At 64.3% G+C, this 13,102-nt stretch carries 16 protein-coding genes and 1 other RNA gene; 11 read left to right on the forward strand and 6 right to left on the reverse strand.

The genetic code is table 11. The features are described 5' to 3' along the window. Window positions 1-11 precede the first annotated feature (11 nt). Window positions 12-788, reverse strand: a complete 777-nt coding sequence (locus tag C8N32_RS00155) for a pseudouridine synthase (RefSeq protein WP_107890452.1) — start codon at window positions 786-788, stop codon at window positions 12-14. Between the two features lie 75 nt (window positions 789-863). Here C8N32_RS00155 and C8N32_RS00160 point away from each other — a divergent pair, with 75 nt between their 5' ends. After that, window positions 864-1,316: a nucleoside deaminase gene (locus C8N32_RS00160; protein WP_107890453.1), complete on the forward strand. Its 453-nt coding sequence runs from the start codon at window positions 864-866 to the stop codon at window positions 1,314-1,316. On the opposite strand, the gene C8N32_RS00165 is transcribed toward C8N32_RS00160, so the two are convergent. After that, a complete protein-coding gene (locus C8N32_RS00165; protein WP_107890454.1) occupies window positions 1,313-2,005 on the reverse strand; it encodes a metal-dependent hydrolase in 693 nt (230 codons plus the stop codon). The genes C8N32_RS00160 and C8N32_RS00165 overlap by 4 nt on opposite strands. Before the next feature lie 56 nt (window positions 2,006-2,061). Between C8N32_RS00165 and C8N32_RS00170 the strand changes: the two genes are divergently transcribed. After that, the gene (locus C8N32_RS00170; RefSeq protein ID WP_107890455.1) at window positions 2,062-2,697 is read left to right on the forward strand and encodes a ceramidase domain-containing protein; all 636 of its coding nucleotides are present in this window, start codon (window positions 2,062-2,064) and stop codon (window positions 2,695-2,697) included. On the opposite strand, the gene purU is transcribed toward C8N32_RS00170, so the two are convergent. After that, window positions 2,684-3,544: a formyltetrahydrofolate deformylase gene (gene purU, locus C8N32_RS00175; RefSeq protein ID WP_107890751.1), complete on the reverse strand. Its 861-nt coding sequence runs from the start codon at window positions 3,542-3,544 to the stop codon at window positions 2,684-2,686. The two genes, C8N32_RS00170 and purU, sit on opposite strands and share 14 nt — an antisense overlap. Before the next feature lie 195 nt (window positions 3,545-3,739). Here purU and gatC point away from each other — a divergent pair, with 195 nt between their 5' ends. The 8 genes from gatC (at window position 3,740) to C8N32_RS00215 (ending at window position 9,890) form a co-directional block, all read left to right on the forward strand. Next, entirely contained in the window at window positions 3,740-4,027 is a 288-nt protein-coding gene (gatC, locus tag C8N32_RS00180; protein ID WP_107890456.1) for an Asp-tRNA(Asn)/Glu-tRNA(Gln) amidotransferase subunit GatC, read from the forward strand. 3 nt (window positions 4,028-4,030) lie between these two features. Beyond that, window positions 4,031-5,515 (forward strand): Asp-tRNA(Asn)/Glu-tRNA(Gln) amidotransferase subunit GatA, encoded by a 1,485-nt coding sequence (gene gatA, locus C8N32_RS00185; RefSeq protein WP_107890457.1) that lies wholly within the window; start codon window positions 4,031-4,033, stop codon window positions 5,513-5,515. Window positions 5,516-5,549: 34 nt separating this feature from the next. Continuing rightward, entirely contained in the window at window positions 5,550-6,128 is a 579-nt protein-coding gene (locus C8N32_RS00190; protein WP_107890753.1) for an excalibur calcium-binding domain-containing protein, read from the forward strand. Then, a complete protein-coding gene (locus C8N32_RS00195; protein WP_107890752.1) occupies window positions 6,125-6,808 on the forward strand; it encodes an N-acetylmuramoyl-L-alanine amidase in 684 nt (227 codons plus the stop codon). The genes C8N32_RS00190 and C8N32_RS00195 overlap by 4 nt, the downstream gene beginning before the upstream one ends. 11 nt (window positions 6,809-6,819) lie before the next feature. Further along, window positions 6,820-7,182, forward strand: an RNA gene (gene rnpB / locus C8N32_RS00200) — RNase P RNA component class A. 79 nt (window positions 7,183-7,261) lie between these two features. Continuing rightward, complete coding sequence (locus C8N32_RS00205) at window positions 7,262-7,963, forward strand: DUF533 domain-containing protein (protein ID WP_107890458.1); 702 nt, start codon at window positions 7,262-7,264, stop codon at window positions 7,961-7,963. A gap of 105 nt (window positions 7,964-8,068) precedes the next feature. Continuing rightward, window positions 8,069-8,236, forward strand: a complete 168-nt coding sequence (gene rpmG / locus C8N32_RS00210; protein ID WP_107890459.1) for a 50S ribosomal protein L33 — start codon at window positions 8,069-8,071, stop codon at window positions 8,234-8,236. A gap of 199 nt (window positions 8,237-8,435) precedes the next feature. Then, window positions 8,436-9,890 (forward strand): ArnT family glycosyltransferase, encoded by a 1,455-nt coding sequence (locus C8N32_RS00215; RefSeq protein WP_170106696.1) that lies wholly within the window; start codon window positions 8,436-8,438, stop codon window positions 9,888-9,890. Between the two features lie 59 nt (window positions 9,891-9,949). Here C8N32_RS00215 and C8N32_RS00220 read toward each other — a convergent pair whose 3' ends face one another. Both C8N32_RS00220 and C8N32_RS00225 read right to left on the reverse strand, forming a co-directional pair. Next, window positions 9,950-10,696: a Bax inhibitor-1/YccA family protein gene (locus C8N32_RS00220; RefSeq protein WP_107890461.1), complete on the reverse strand. Its 747-nt coding sequence runs from the start codon at window positions 10,694-10,696 to the stop codon at window positions 9,950-9,952. Window positions 10,697-10,814: 118 nt separating this feature from the next. Beyond that, a complete protein-coding gene (locus tag C8N32_RS00225; protein WP_107890462.1) occupies window positions 10,815-11,033 on the reverse strand; it encodes a DUF1127 domain-containing protein in 219 nt (72 codons plus the stop codon). Between the two features lie 103 nt (window positions 11,034-11,136). Here C8N32_RS00225 and C8N32_RS00230 point away from each other — a divergent pair, with 103 nt between their 5' ends. Continuing rightward, a complete protein-coding gene (locus tag C8N32_RS00230; RefSeq protein ID WP_107890754.1) occupies window positions 11,137-11,985 on the forward strand; it encodes a LysR family transcriptional regulator in 849 nt (282 codons plus the stop codon). Here the strand turns inward: C8N32_RS00230 and C8N32_RS00235 are convergent. Continuing rightward, window positions 11,976-12,944 (reverse strand): NADPH:quinone oxidoreductase family protein, encoded by a 969-nt coding sequence (locus tag C8N32_RS00235; RefSeq protein ID WP_107890463.1) that lies wholly within the window; start codon window positions 12,942-12,944, stop codon window positions 11,976-11,978. The genes C8N32_RS00230 and C8N32_RS00235 overlap by 10 nt on opposite strands. Between the last annotated feature and the right edge of the window lie 158 nt (window positions 12,945-13,102).

Below are 13,102 nucleotides of genomic sequence, written 5' to 3' on the forward strand. Positions count from 1 at the left end.
GTTTGGGCAAGTCAGCGCCTGCGCTTCGGACGCGGCTTGCCCTGCGGTTTGAACGCCTTGTCCAGGCCGAGCTGGTCGCGCAGAACGCGGGGGCGGACCTCCTCGACCGCGCCGGGCTTGAGATCGCCCAGACGGAAGGGGCCATAGCTGACACGCAGCAGCCTGTTCACCGGCAGGCCCACGGCGTCCATCGCCCGTCGAATTTCACGGTTGCGTCCCTCGCGGATCCCCACGGTCAGCCATGCGTTCGCGCCCTGTTGCCGGTCCAGTGTCACGTCCATGGGTTTGAATTTTTCGCCCCCGATCACGAGGCCCGCGCGCAGCGGGGCGAAGGTATCGGCATCGGGGGTGCCTTTTACACGTACACGGTACTTGCGCAGCCAGCCCGTTGCAGGCAATTCCAGCCGGCGTTTGATTTCGCCGTCGTTGGTCAACAGCAAAAGCCCCTCGGAGTTCAGATCCAGCCGGCCTACGGGCATCACGCGGGGCATGCCCGCCGGCAAGGCGTCAAAGACAGTGGGCCGGCCCTTTTCATCGCGTGCGGTCGTCACCAGCCCCAGAGGTTTGTGATACAGCCAAAGGCGTGGCGGTTCGGCTGCGGCAAGGGGCGCGCCGTCGACGGTGATCTTGTCGGTTCCGGTCACGTTCAGGGCCGGGCTGTCGATCTTGCGGCCGTTCACGGCGATGCGTCCGGCCGCGATCATCCGCTCGGCCTCCCTGCGGGAGGCCACACCCGCACGGGCAAGAACCTTGGCGATGCGCTCGCCTTGCGAAACAGAATTGCTCATGGCCTCCGTTTACGCGGGTTTCGCGCAGGGGAAAAGCGCCTTGCGCAGGGCGCGCGGGCGCGGCATGACGAAAGCATGAGCCCCTTTCGCAGCCATATGGATCTGGCCCTGTCGGAAGCCCGCGCCGCCGCTGCGCGGGGCGAGGTTCCCGTTGGGGCGGTGGTGGTCGCACCCGACGGGAGTGTGGTGGCGCGGGCAGGCAACCGCACGCGGGAGATGAACGACCCGACGGCGCATGCAGAGATTCTTGCCCTGCGTGCAGCTTGTGCGGCGGCCGGATCGGAACGCCTGCCGGGCCATGACCTTTACGTCACGCTTGAACCTTGTCCGATGTGTGCCTCGGCCATCTCTCAGGCCCGGATCGCGCGCCTTTACTATGGCGCACCGGACCCGAAATCGGGGGGGGTTGCACAAGGGCCGCGGGTGTTTTCCCACCCGCAAAGCCACCATGCCCCCGAGATCTATGACGGTATTGCCGCCGATGCGGCTGCGGGGCTGCTGAAAGCGTTCTTCGCCGGCCGGCGTTAGAACTCCATCGGGGTCAGAACCTCGGGCTCCTGCACGTTGACCCCGGGCAGGCCGTCCACCAGTGCCCGCGCCGACTGTTCCAGCAACGGAAAGGTGCGGTAATGGCAGGGGATAACGGTCGTGAAGTCGAAGAACTCCCGCGCGGCATAGGCGGCGCGGGCCATGTCCATGGTGAAATGCCCGCCGGCGCACAGAATGCCGATGTCCGGCCGATGCAGGTCGGCCCAGATTTTCATGTCGGCGGTCACGTCCGTATCGCCGGAGACATAAACGGTACGCCCCTCGGCAGAGATCATGTAGCCGGCCTCGCCCCCGGTATAGACCGGTCCCGCAGGTCCGGAGACGGAAGACGAGTGCACCGCGTTCACCATCGTGACCGCGATATCGCCCAACCTGACCGTGCCGCCCTTGTTGAAGCCGATTCCGTCTATTTTTTCGCTTTCCTGCCACCAGGCGACCAGATCGTAGATGCCGACCACGGGGATGCCCACTTCCCGCGCGATGGCGACGGCGTCGGCGGCGTGGTCTCCGTGACCGTGGGTGAGAAGCACATGGGTCGCACCGGAGACAGCCTCGGCGCGACGGTCTTCGGGGAACATGGGATTGCCCGACAGCCATGGGTCGATCAGCAGCACCTGCCCGGCGGCCTCGATGCGAAACCCCGAATGTCCAAGCCATGTGATTTTCATTTTTGTCTCCCTAAGTGGTTTCAGACGAAGCTTAGCAAAGAATCGGAGGCCGGCCCATGGACTGGAGCGCGCAGGTCGATGCCTATTGCGAACGTACCGGCCCCGCCTTCTGGGCCGAACCGGTGAATGCTGTCACCAACGCGGCTTTTCTTGTCGCCGCCCTGATAATGTGGCGACGTGCCGGGGGCGATCTGCCGGGCCGGGCGCTGGCCGTTGCGCTGGGGATGATCGGGGTGGGAAGTTTCCTGTTTCATACCCTTGCCACGGTCTGGGCCGGGGTGGCGGATGTTGTGCCCATCCTCGCGTTCATCCTGCTTTACATCTATGCCGCGAACCGGAGGTTCTGGGGCCTGGGGCGGGGCCGCGCGGTGTTGGGCATGGCAGCGTTTCTTCCGTTTCTGGCGCTGGTTTCGCCGGTTTTCCGGGCGCTGGGGCTTGGCGCCTCGGCCTCTTACGCGCCGGTGGCGGTGCTGATCCTTGCCTATGCGCTGGCCCTGCGCCACCGTGCACCGCAGGTGGCGCGCGGACTGGCCGTGGGGGCGGGGATTCTGGGGCTGTCGCTGACCTTCCGCACCCTGGACGCGCCCCTTTGCGCGGGCTGGCCGCTGGGCACGCATTTCCTGTGGCACCTTCTCAACGCCCTGATGCTGGGCTGGATGACAGAGGTCTATCTGCGCGCTAACCGGGCATGAACACCACGGTTTTGTGATCGTTCATCAGCACGCGGCTTTGCAGGTGCAGCCGCACGGCGCGGGCCAGAACGCGGCTTTCGATGTCGCGCCCGACGGCCACATAGTCCTCGGCGGTCAGGGCGTGGTTGACCCGCTCGGTCTCCTGTTCGATGATCGGGCCTTCGTCGAGATCCGGGGTGACGTAATGCGCTGTCGCCCCGATCAGCTTGACGCCGCGTTCATGGGCCTGGTGGTAAGGTTTGGCCCCTTTGAACGAGGGCAGGAAAGAGTGGTGGATGTTGATGACTCGCCCCGCCAACTCACGCGAGAGCCTGTCCGACAGCACCTGCATGTAGCGCGCCAGCACGACCAGCTCGGCCTGCGTTTGCCCCACGAGGCGCAGCAACTCCGCCTCCTGCCGGACTTTCGTGTCCCTGGTCACCGGCAGGTGATGAAAGGGGATGCCCGCGTCTTCCGCCGTTTTGCGGCTGGTTTCGTGGTTGGAGGCGATGGCCACAACTTCGGCCTCCAGCCAGCCCACGCGGATCTGATAGAGCAAGTGCAGCAGTGCGTGGTCGAATTTCGACACCATCAGAATGATCTTCGGCTTGCGGCAGGCATCGACCACCTGTGCCTGCATGCCATAGGCGGTGAAAACCGGGCCAAGCCGGTCTTTCAGCGCCCCGGCGGTGGCGGTGTCTTCGGTGTCGAAGGCGATGCGCATGAAAAAACGGTTGTTCAGCGGGTCGCGATACTGGTCGCTTTCCTGGATGTTGCCGCCAAGGGCGGTCAGCGCATTGGCCACGGCGGCCACGATGCCGCGCTGGTCGTCACAGGTGAGGGTGAGAACGAAGCTGTTGGAACACATGAAGCCGGCCTTGCCTTCGGTTTGAAATATGCCGCACGCGGCGGGGGCGTTATGGAGAGTCGCCCGACCGGGATGCAAGGGGCATTCCGTCGCCGCCGCTTTCGCGCCCGGCTGCGACATGTGCATCCGCCTTGCAGGGGGCGTCGCGCAAGGCTAAACGCGGGGGCAAGCAAGACACAGAGTGAAAGGCGCCCCATGTCCATCGACACCGATACCGCGCGGCGCGTGGCCCACCTGGCCCGGATCGCCGTCAAAGAAGAGGATCTGCCCGATCTGGCCAAAGAGCTTTCGGGCATCCTGAGCTTCATGGAACAGCTGAACGAGGTTGATGTGGAGGGCGTCGAACCGATGACCTCGGTCACGCCGATGCGGCTCAAGCGGCGGGCCGACGGTGTCACCGATGGCGACATGCAGGTGAAGATCCTTTCCAACGCCCCCGATGCGCGTGAGGGGTTCTTTGCCGTGCCCAAGGTGGTGGAGTAAGACATGACCCTTTCCAAGCTGACGATTGCCGCCGCCCGCGACGCCCTGCGCAAGGGGGACATGACCGCGACGGACCTGACCGAAGCCTGCCTGAAGGAAGCCGGGGATGCGAAGGCGCTGAACGCTTTCGTTCACGACACGCCCGAACAGGCGCGGGAGCAGGCCAAAGCCGCCGATGCACGTCTGGCCAGGGGCGATGCGCCTGCCATGTGCGGCATCCCGCTGGGGATCAAGGATCTCTTCTGCACCAAGAGCGTGGGCAGCCAGGCGGCCTCGAACATCCTGTCGGGGTTCCGGCCCGAATACGAATCCACGGTTACGCAAAACCTGTGGGACGCGGGTGCCGTGATGCTGGGCAAGCTGAACATGGACGAATTCGCCATGGGCAGTTCCAACGAAACCAGCGCCTATGGCAATGTCGTCAACCCCTGGCGGCGCGCGGGCGACGATACACCCCTGACGCCCGGCGGCAGTTCCGGGGGCTCATCGGCCGCCGTGGCTGCGGATCTGTGCCTTGCCGCCACGGGGACCGACACGGGCGGGTCCATCCGCCAGCCTGCCGCATTTACCGGCATCGTCGGGCTGAAACCGACCTATGGGCGTTGCTCGCGCTGGGGAGTGGTGGCGTTCGCCTCGTCCCTGGATCAGGCCGGTCCGATGACCAAGACCGTGCGCGACGCCGCCATAATGCTGGAGGCCATGGCTGGATACGATCCAAAGGATTCCACCAGCGCGGAGATCCCCGTGCCGGACTTCGAGGCGATGCTGACCGGCGACATCCGCGGCAGCAAAATCGGTATCCCGCGCGAATACCGCATGGACGGTATGCCGGGAGAAATCGAGACCCTGTGGGCACGGGGCGCCGAGATGCTGCGTGACGCCGGGGCGGAGATCGTGGATATCAGCCTGCCGCACACGAAATACGCGCTGCCCGCCTATTACGTCATCGCCCCGGCGGAGGCCTCCTCGAATCTCGCGCGCTATGACGGGGTGCGCTATGGCCACCGGGCGAAACTGGCGCAGGGCGACGGTATCGTGCAGATGTATGAGAAGACCCGTGCCGAGGGGTTCGGCCCCGAGGTGCAGCGCCGGGTGATGATCGGCACCTATGTGCTGTCGGCCGGCTTCTACGATGCGTATTACAACCGTGCCCGCAAGGTGCGCGCGCTGATCAAGAAGGATTTCGACGATGTCTTTGCCACGGGGGTGGATGCGATCCTGACCCCCGCGACGCCCTCTGCCGCTTTCGGACTGGGAGAGATGGCCGAGGCCGATCCGGTGCAGATGTATCTTAACGATGTATTCACGGTCACCGTGAACCTGGCGGGCTTGCCGGGTATTTCCGTCCCCGCCGGTCAGGACGATCGGGGTCTGCCGCTGGGTCTGCAACTGATCGGCCGCCCTTGGGAAGAGGGGGCCTTGCTGAACACCGCCGACGTTTTGGAACGTGCCGCCGGCTTTGTTTCCAAGCCTGGAAAATGGTGGTAGATTCCCGCCAATGAATACAGGCAGGATGAACCCTATGCGTATCGCAGTCCCGATCCTTGTGCTGGCCCTCGGGGCCTGTGCTTCAGGTCCGCAGGCCGGGGCGGGCTATTCGGATTATCACAGTTATCTGAAGGCCCGGGAGGACCAGTTGACCGGTACGACCCAGCCCAGTGCGGGGCAGCCGCTTTCGGCCGCCGGGGGCGTTCCCACGTCGACCCCGACGGACCTTTCCGATGAGCAGAACTTCGAGGCCGTCGCCAGCCGTGAATCCATCGAAAGCGATCGTGCGCGTCTCGAGGCGCAGCAAAGCCAGTATGTTGCGATCGCGCCGCAGCCGCTTCCGGGGCGCATGTCCGTGCCGACGGGCCCGAACATCGTGAGCTATGCGCTTGACACCACCAACAAGCCGGGGGAGCAGGTCTATCGCCGTGTGAATCCGTTGCGCAACCTGTCGCATGAGCGGGCCTGCGCGAGGTTCGCCTCGGCCGACAAGGCGCAGGAGGCGTTCCTTGCCGCAGGGGGGCCACAGCGTGACAGCAAGAACCTTGATCCGGATGGCGATGGATTTGCCTGCGAGTGGAATCCCGCGCCCTTCCGGCTGGTGGCCAACTGAACCCGCGGAACTTCCCGTCGCCCAATTTCGGGCCGAGAAGGGCGTGCGCGCGGCCCCGGTTGATCGTTCTTCACTACACGGCCATGGTGGGCGTTCAGGCGGCGCTGGGTCGGCTTTGCGATCCGGCGGCGGAAGTGTCCTGCCATTATCTTGTCGGCGCTGACGGGTGCGTTTACCGGCTGGTTGCGGAAGAGGCCCGCGCCTGGCATGCCGGGGCGGGGCAATGGGGCCCGCTTGACGACGTGAACTCCAGCTCTATCGGGATTGAACTGGACAATCCCGGCAATGCGCCCTTCGCGGCGGCCCAGATGACGGCGCTGGAGCTTCTCCTGGCGGATCTCATGGCGCGCTGGGCCATCCCGCCCGAAGGGGTGCTTGCGCATTCCGACATTGCCCCCTTGCGCAAGATAGACCCCGGCCCAAGATTTGACTGGGCGCGGCTGGCGCGGCAAGGGCTGGCCATCTGGCCCGACGCAGGGCCGGCGCAGTTCGACGGGATCGTTTTCCGGGATGCCGCCCGGCGGTTCGGATATGGCGATTGGCCCCTGCCGGACTTGCTGCGTGCTTTCCGGTTGCGGTTTCGTCCCTGGGCGCTGGGCGGGGGTGATGCGCGCGACATGGGGATGATGCAGGACCTGGCGACGCGCTTTCCCGTTGACCGCGTGATCGCCTGTGCTTAAGTCACCCGGGCGCGGGTGGCTGGATGACCGCGGGAACTTCCCGAGGAAAGTCCGGACTCCACGAGGCAACGGTGCCGGGTAACGCCCGGCCGGGGAAACCCGAGGGAAAGCGCCACAGAGAACAGACCGCCCCGCAAGGGGTAAGGGTGAAACGGTGGGGTAAGAGCCCACCGCGCCCCTGGCAACAGGGGCGGCACGGCAAGCCCCACCGGGAGCAATGCCAAATAGGGGCCCCGCGCGGCGCGTCCGCAGGGCGGCTTCGGCCCAGGGGCCCGGGTTGGCAGCATGAGCGGTACGGCAACGTGCCGCCCAGATGAATGGTCATCCAGGGGGTCGCCCCCGGACAGAATCCGGCTTACAGGCTGCCCGCGCGATTCTTTCTCGCAGCCACGGTTGAAAATAGTTAACATTGCTCCCAGCAGAGGGCTGTGAAGGGTTTCCGGGAGAAAGACCATGAGTTTTGTCAAGACGCTTGCGACGCTTGCCGTCGGTTTTGCCGCGACCAAGGGCGTACAGAAATTTCAGCAGATGGGGGGTATGGCGGGGATGAAGCAAGCCATGCAATCCGGCGGCATGATGGACCAGTTGGGTGGCATGATGTCGAAGATGGGCGTCTCCGGCGGCGCCGGCGGCCTTCAGGGCCTGATGGGGCAGCTTGGTGGCCCGGCCTCGAATGCCGGGGCGGCAGGCATGGCGGGGCTTGGAGGGCTGATGGCGGCCATGGGCGGCGCGGCGGCGGCGGGTTCGGGCCAGGTGGCCGGCTTGTTCGATGCGCTTACCGGGACGACGGCGGCGACGTCAACCATGGAAGACAACGCCAAGCTGATGATCCGCGCCATGATCATGGCCGCCCGCGCCGATGGGGAGATCGACGCGGAAGAGCAGGCCAATATCATGCAACATCTTGGTGACGTTTCAGAGGAAGAGCGCGCTTTCGTGCAGCAGCAGATGGCTGCCCCCGTGGATCCGTACGCCCTGGCGGCCGATGCGGGTGAGCAGATGGCGGCGCAGGTATACGCGACCTCCGTCATGGCGGTGCGGGTGGACAATGTCGCCGAAGCGCAGTATCTGGATACGCTCGCGGCGGCCCTGGGCCTTTCGCCCGAAGCGCGTGAGCGCATTCATGCCGCGATGGGCCTTTCCGGCAGCGCCTGAGCCTGGTTCGCGTTTCGCGCTTGACTCGCCCCGCCGGATCGCTAAAACGCGGGTTTCAAGGGTTTTCACGGGCGGCACCGGCCGTCCGCGCGACGGAGAAAAAACATGGCGAAACCGACGACAATCAAGATCCGCCTGAATTCGACCGCGGGCACCGGCCACTTCTACGTGACCAAGAAAAACGCCCGCACCATGACCGAGAAGATGGTGATCAAGAAATACGATCCCGTGGTCCGCAAGCATGTGGATTACAAGGAAGGCAAGATCAAGTAATCTGATCTTGCGTCGCTTTAGGGGAAGGCCGTACCTCAGGGTGCGGTCTTTTTCTTTGGCTGCCGGGTGTTACGCTGCACCCTGTCGGGGGCGACCCGTTTCATATTGGGGGAGATCTATGCTTTCGTGGTTTCAGAACCGGGCCGGGCGTGTTTTTGCCCCGCCGCCGCAACAAGGGGGCCAACAAGGGGGTGACGTGGTGTCTGGCAGGGCGGTCGCCTATGCCGTGGCCGGAGCGATGATCCTTGTCTTCTGGGGGCTGCATCTGACGCTGATCCCCGAGGGCGGGATCACGATGTATGACGAATTTTACACGCTTGACCGTTCCGCCGGGTTTGAGCGCCATGATGATTGGCTGACCGTCTACAACAAGAACCAGCCGGGATTCCGCAAACCGCCCCTGCAATACTGGATGACGGCGCTACTGATGAAGCATGGGGCCGACCTTGAGGTGGCGCTGCGCCTGCCATCCATGATTTTCGCGTTGGGGGCGCTGGTAACGGCGGGATGGCTTGCGGCGATCCTGGTACCGCACGTCCCCTGGGCGGTTCCGGCGGCGGTCTTGTTGTGTGCGAGTTCCTTGCAGTTCTGGCGGCTGTCGGCTTCGGCGATGCTGGATGCCGGGGCTACCCTGTTCACGATCCTGACGTTGATCGCGGCGATGTTGGCCTTGCGCAGGCCACGATGTTGGTACGCCATGGCGGTGGCGGCCGGGCTTGGGGCCTTGCAGAAGGCGCCGGTGGGGCTGGTGTTCGTCCTGATCCTGATCTGGTTGCTCAACCTGACACGGGCGCGGCACGGGTTCAGCTATGCGAAGCTGAAGGAAAGCCCCCATTTTCTTCGGGGGCTGCGCCTGGCGGCCATCGCCGTCCTGGCGTGGCCGTTGTACCAGACAATCCTGTATGGCGGCGAAGCCCTGGAGGATCTTTATGGCGGGCAGATGGCCGAGCGTTTCGTGCCGGTGCGTCCGTTCAAGGACCCGCGCACGGGCGGGGATTTGTGGAATCTCATCATCGTGGGGGAGCCGGTCTTTCGCGTGCTGGCGATTGTGGCGTTGATGTGGATGCCCTGGCGGCTGCGACGGCCGGAGTTCCTGCCGCTGGCGATGGTGTTCGCCATTTACGTGGTGGCCATGGGGTTGGCATCGGGGAGCGTTTACCCGCGCTATTCGCTCATTTTCGTACCGCTTCTTGCGGCGGCGCTTGCAGCGGTGGCGATGTCGCTGTTCCGGGTACGTTGGGTCGGGGCGCTGGGTATTGTCGCGGTTGTCGCGGCGGGGGGCGGGCCGATCCGCAGCGCCACAGAGCTGGAGATTGCGCAAGACCCCCGTTTGCAGACGCAGATTTCCGAACTGACCAGGGTCGCCGGGCAGCTTACACCGGCGGAGACCCTTGTGACCTGCAACTGGAACCGGGAGACGCGCTTTTTTCCCGGTGCGGTTTCCTATTATGCGGCCGTGAACGGGCGCCCGTTCGTCGGGCTCGATACGCCGCAACAGATACCGCGCTGGGTTGAAGGGGGGCGCATGAATGGCCCGCTGCGAGGGGTTTGTACAGACGAAGAGCTGGATCAGATCGCGGACGGGCTGGACGACTTGCGCCGGGGGGAGAGACATTCCGGGTATGTTCACTGGACGGCAGCGGGACCACGCTGAGCCGCGGACATGAAAAGGGCCAGCGTTTGCTGGCCCCCACATGCGTCATGCTTGCCCGGTCACTCGCGGTTGCCGAGGAATTGCAACAGGAACATGAACAGGTTGATGAAGTCGAGATAGAGGTTCAGCGCGCCCATGATGGCGGACTTGGCCAGCCACTCGCTGTCCATCGCCTGTGCGTGCTGGATATAGTCGGTCTTGATCCGCTGGGTATCGTAGGCGGTCAGGCCGGCGAAGATCAGAACGCCGAGGATGGAGACCGCAAAGGCGATTGCCGGCGAGCCGAGAAAGATATTCACGATCGAGGCGACCAGAAGCCCGATCACACCCATGATCAGGAAGCTGCCCCAGCCGGAGATGTCTTTCTTGGTGGTATAGCCCCACAGCGACAGACCGGCGAAAGCGATGGCGGTGATCAGGAAGGTCTGCACGATCGACATTCCCGTAAAGACGAGGAAGATCGAACTGAGCGACAGCCCCATCAGCGTGGCGAAACCGTAAAAGTAGATTTGCGCTGCCGCTGCCGACAGGCGGTTGATCACGGCCCCGAAGGCGAACACCATGATCAGGGGGGCGAACATGATCAGCCATTTCAGGGGCGAGGCGTAGATCGCCTGGCCAAGCCCGGTCAGCGTGCCTTCGGGCGAGACGGCGAGGCCGGAAATCGCCCAGGCCGCCAGCGCGGTGATCAGCATGCCTACGGACATGGTGCCGTAGACCTTGTTCATGTGGGTGCGCAGACCCTCATCGATTTGCGCGGTGCGGACACCAGCCGCACCGGCGCGGATCGTGTTGTAGTCAGCCATTGACTGTCTCCATTATGGTCCCAACCGGCGGGTATGCGAAAAGCCCCGCCATTGCCGCAAAATATCGGCAAGAGCGGGACCGTTTTCAAGTCACATGATCAGGAAAAGCGCGTGGCCGTCATTTCAGCCAGCTGGCGGGAACATCCCAGACCGGCCGTTCAAGTTCATGCTGGACGTCCTGGCGGGTCAGGCCGATGTCGCGCAACAGGGCGTCGTCGAGCTGGGCCAGATGCCGGCGCTGGCGGGCGGCGGTCAGGGCAAGGGAAAAATGCCGTACGAGCCGGGACAGGCCTGCGGGGGCCGTGTGGGGGCGGGAATGGGCGATGACATGGGGCATGAGGTGTCTTTCAGGCTTGGGCACAGGGATATGCAGCCTATATGATGGCCGGAGATCATTCTTCAAACGAATGATTTTTATAGTTCGAATCACGAGGCGTGATGTGAGGCGTAACCTTGATCTGACCGCCCTGCGGTCCTTCGTGGCCGTGGCCGAAACCGGCGGGGTGACCCGCGCGGCGGGGTTTCTGAGCCTGACTCAATCGGCCGTTTCGATGCAGATCAAGCGGCTGGAGGAAGGGCTGAGTGTGCAGTTGCTGGACCGCTCCGCTCGACAGATTGCCCTGACCGGAGCGGGGGAGCAATTGCTGGCCTACGCCAGGCGGATGCTGGCCCTGAACGATGAGGTTTTTACCCGCCTCACGCACGAGGATTACGAGGGAGAGATCGTTCTGGGCGTGCCGCACGATATCGTCTACCCGGCGATTCCGCAGGTTTTGCAGCTTTTCAATGCTGGGTTTCCCCGCGTGAAGGTGCAACTGATTTCTTCCTTCACGACGCGCCTGAGAGAGCAATTCGCCCGTGGTGAGGCCGACATCATCCTGACCACCGAGGACGATCGTGGTCCCGGAGGGGAGACGCTGACCCAGTTGCCGCTTGTCTGGGTGGGGGCGGTCGGCGGCAGCGCGTGGAAGTCGCGTCCGCTCAGGCTGGCTTATGAACACAACTGCATTTTTCGCCACCGGGTTCAGGCGGCGCTGGACCGGGCGGGGATTCCCTGGGAAATGGCCGTGGAGAGCGAATCCACCCGTACGATCGAGGCCAGCGTCAGTGCCGATCTCGCCGTGTACACGGTGATCGAGGGGACCGAACCCCCGTATGTGGAACGTATCCAACACGGTGGTGCGCTCCCCGATCTGACGACGACACAGATCAATCTCTATACTCCGGAAGTTTCGGACGGACCCGGAGTCGAGGCCCTGGCGGAACTCATTCGTCAAGCTTACGCCTGATCTGTCGTGACCACGACCTTTCCGGTCGATCGCCGGTCGCGCAGAAGATCCAGCGCCTCCTGCGCACGCGACAGCGGCAGGGTGTGGCTGATATGGGGGCGCAGCCTGCCCTCGGAATACCAGCCGAACAGGCGGCCCATGCTACGGGTCAGAACATCGGGCCGGAAGTGCAGGTAGCCTCCCCAGTAAAGCCCCTGGACCGAAACATTCTTGACCAGCAGGTGATTGGCGGGAATCCGCGGCACGTCGCCAGAAGCAAAGCCGATTATCAGAATCCGCGCTTCCGGCTTGCAGGCGCGTAGCGCGGCGGTGAATTGCGCCCCCCCGACCGGGTCGTAGACGACATCGGCGCCGCCCAGGGCCTTGACCTGTTCGCGCAGGTCTTCGGTTTCGCTGTCGACCAGGTGGTCGGCACCGGCGATCCCGGCGGCCCTCAGCTTTTGCGGGCCGCGGGCACAGGCGATCACCCGCGCGCCCATGAGCTTGCCGATCTCGACCGCTGTCAGCCCCACACCGCCTGCCGCCCCGAGAACCAACAGCGTTTCCCCCGGTTGCAGGCGCGTCTTGTGGTCCAGGGCCACATGTGACGTCCCGTAGGCAACCTGAAAGCCCGCGGCCTCGGCAAAGGACATGCTGTCCGGCAAAGGTACACAACGGGAGGCCGGGAATGCGCCGTATTCCGCCAGCCCGCCGCCCCCCGAAAACACCGCGACCCGCTTGCCCAAAAGGGAAGGCGGAGCATCCGGTCCCAGAGCGTCGACCGTGCCGGCCAGTTCCATGCCAAGGGTCGCTGGCAACGCGGGCTTTTCCTGATACTCGCCCTTGATGGTCAGGAGGTCCGCGAAGTTGAGTCCGCAGGCTGCGATGCGGACCAGCACTTCGTCCCTGCCGGGGTGGGGGCGCGGCACATCGGCCAATACCGGAGATTCGCCGAAGGTTGAGATTTGAAAAGCGCGCATAGGTGGTAGGCTCCTCTGTGTCATTCTGCCGGGCGGGCCGTCTCAGCCCTGAGTTGCGCATACTGCAATTGTGTTGCAAAAATCGTCGCGAAATGCAAAGATGGTGCGGCAAAAGCACGGATTCCGCCGCCCTTCTTCAATTAATGCGAGAGCGTCTG

The organism is Rhodovulum imhoffii (assembly GCF_003046545.1).
Lineage (GTDB): Bacteria > Pseudomonadota > Alphaproteobacteria > Rhodobacterales > Rhodobacteraceae > Rhodovulum > Rhodovulum imhoffii.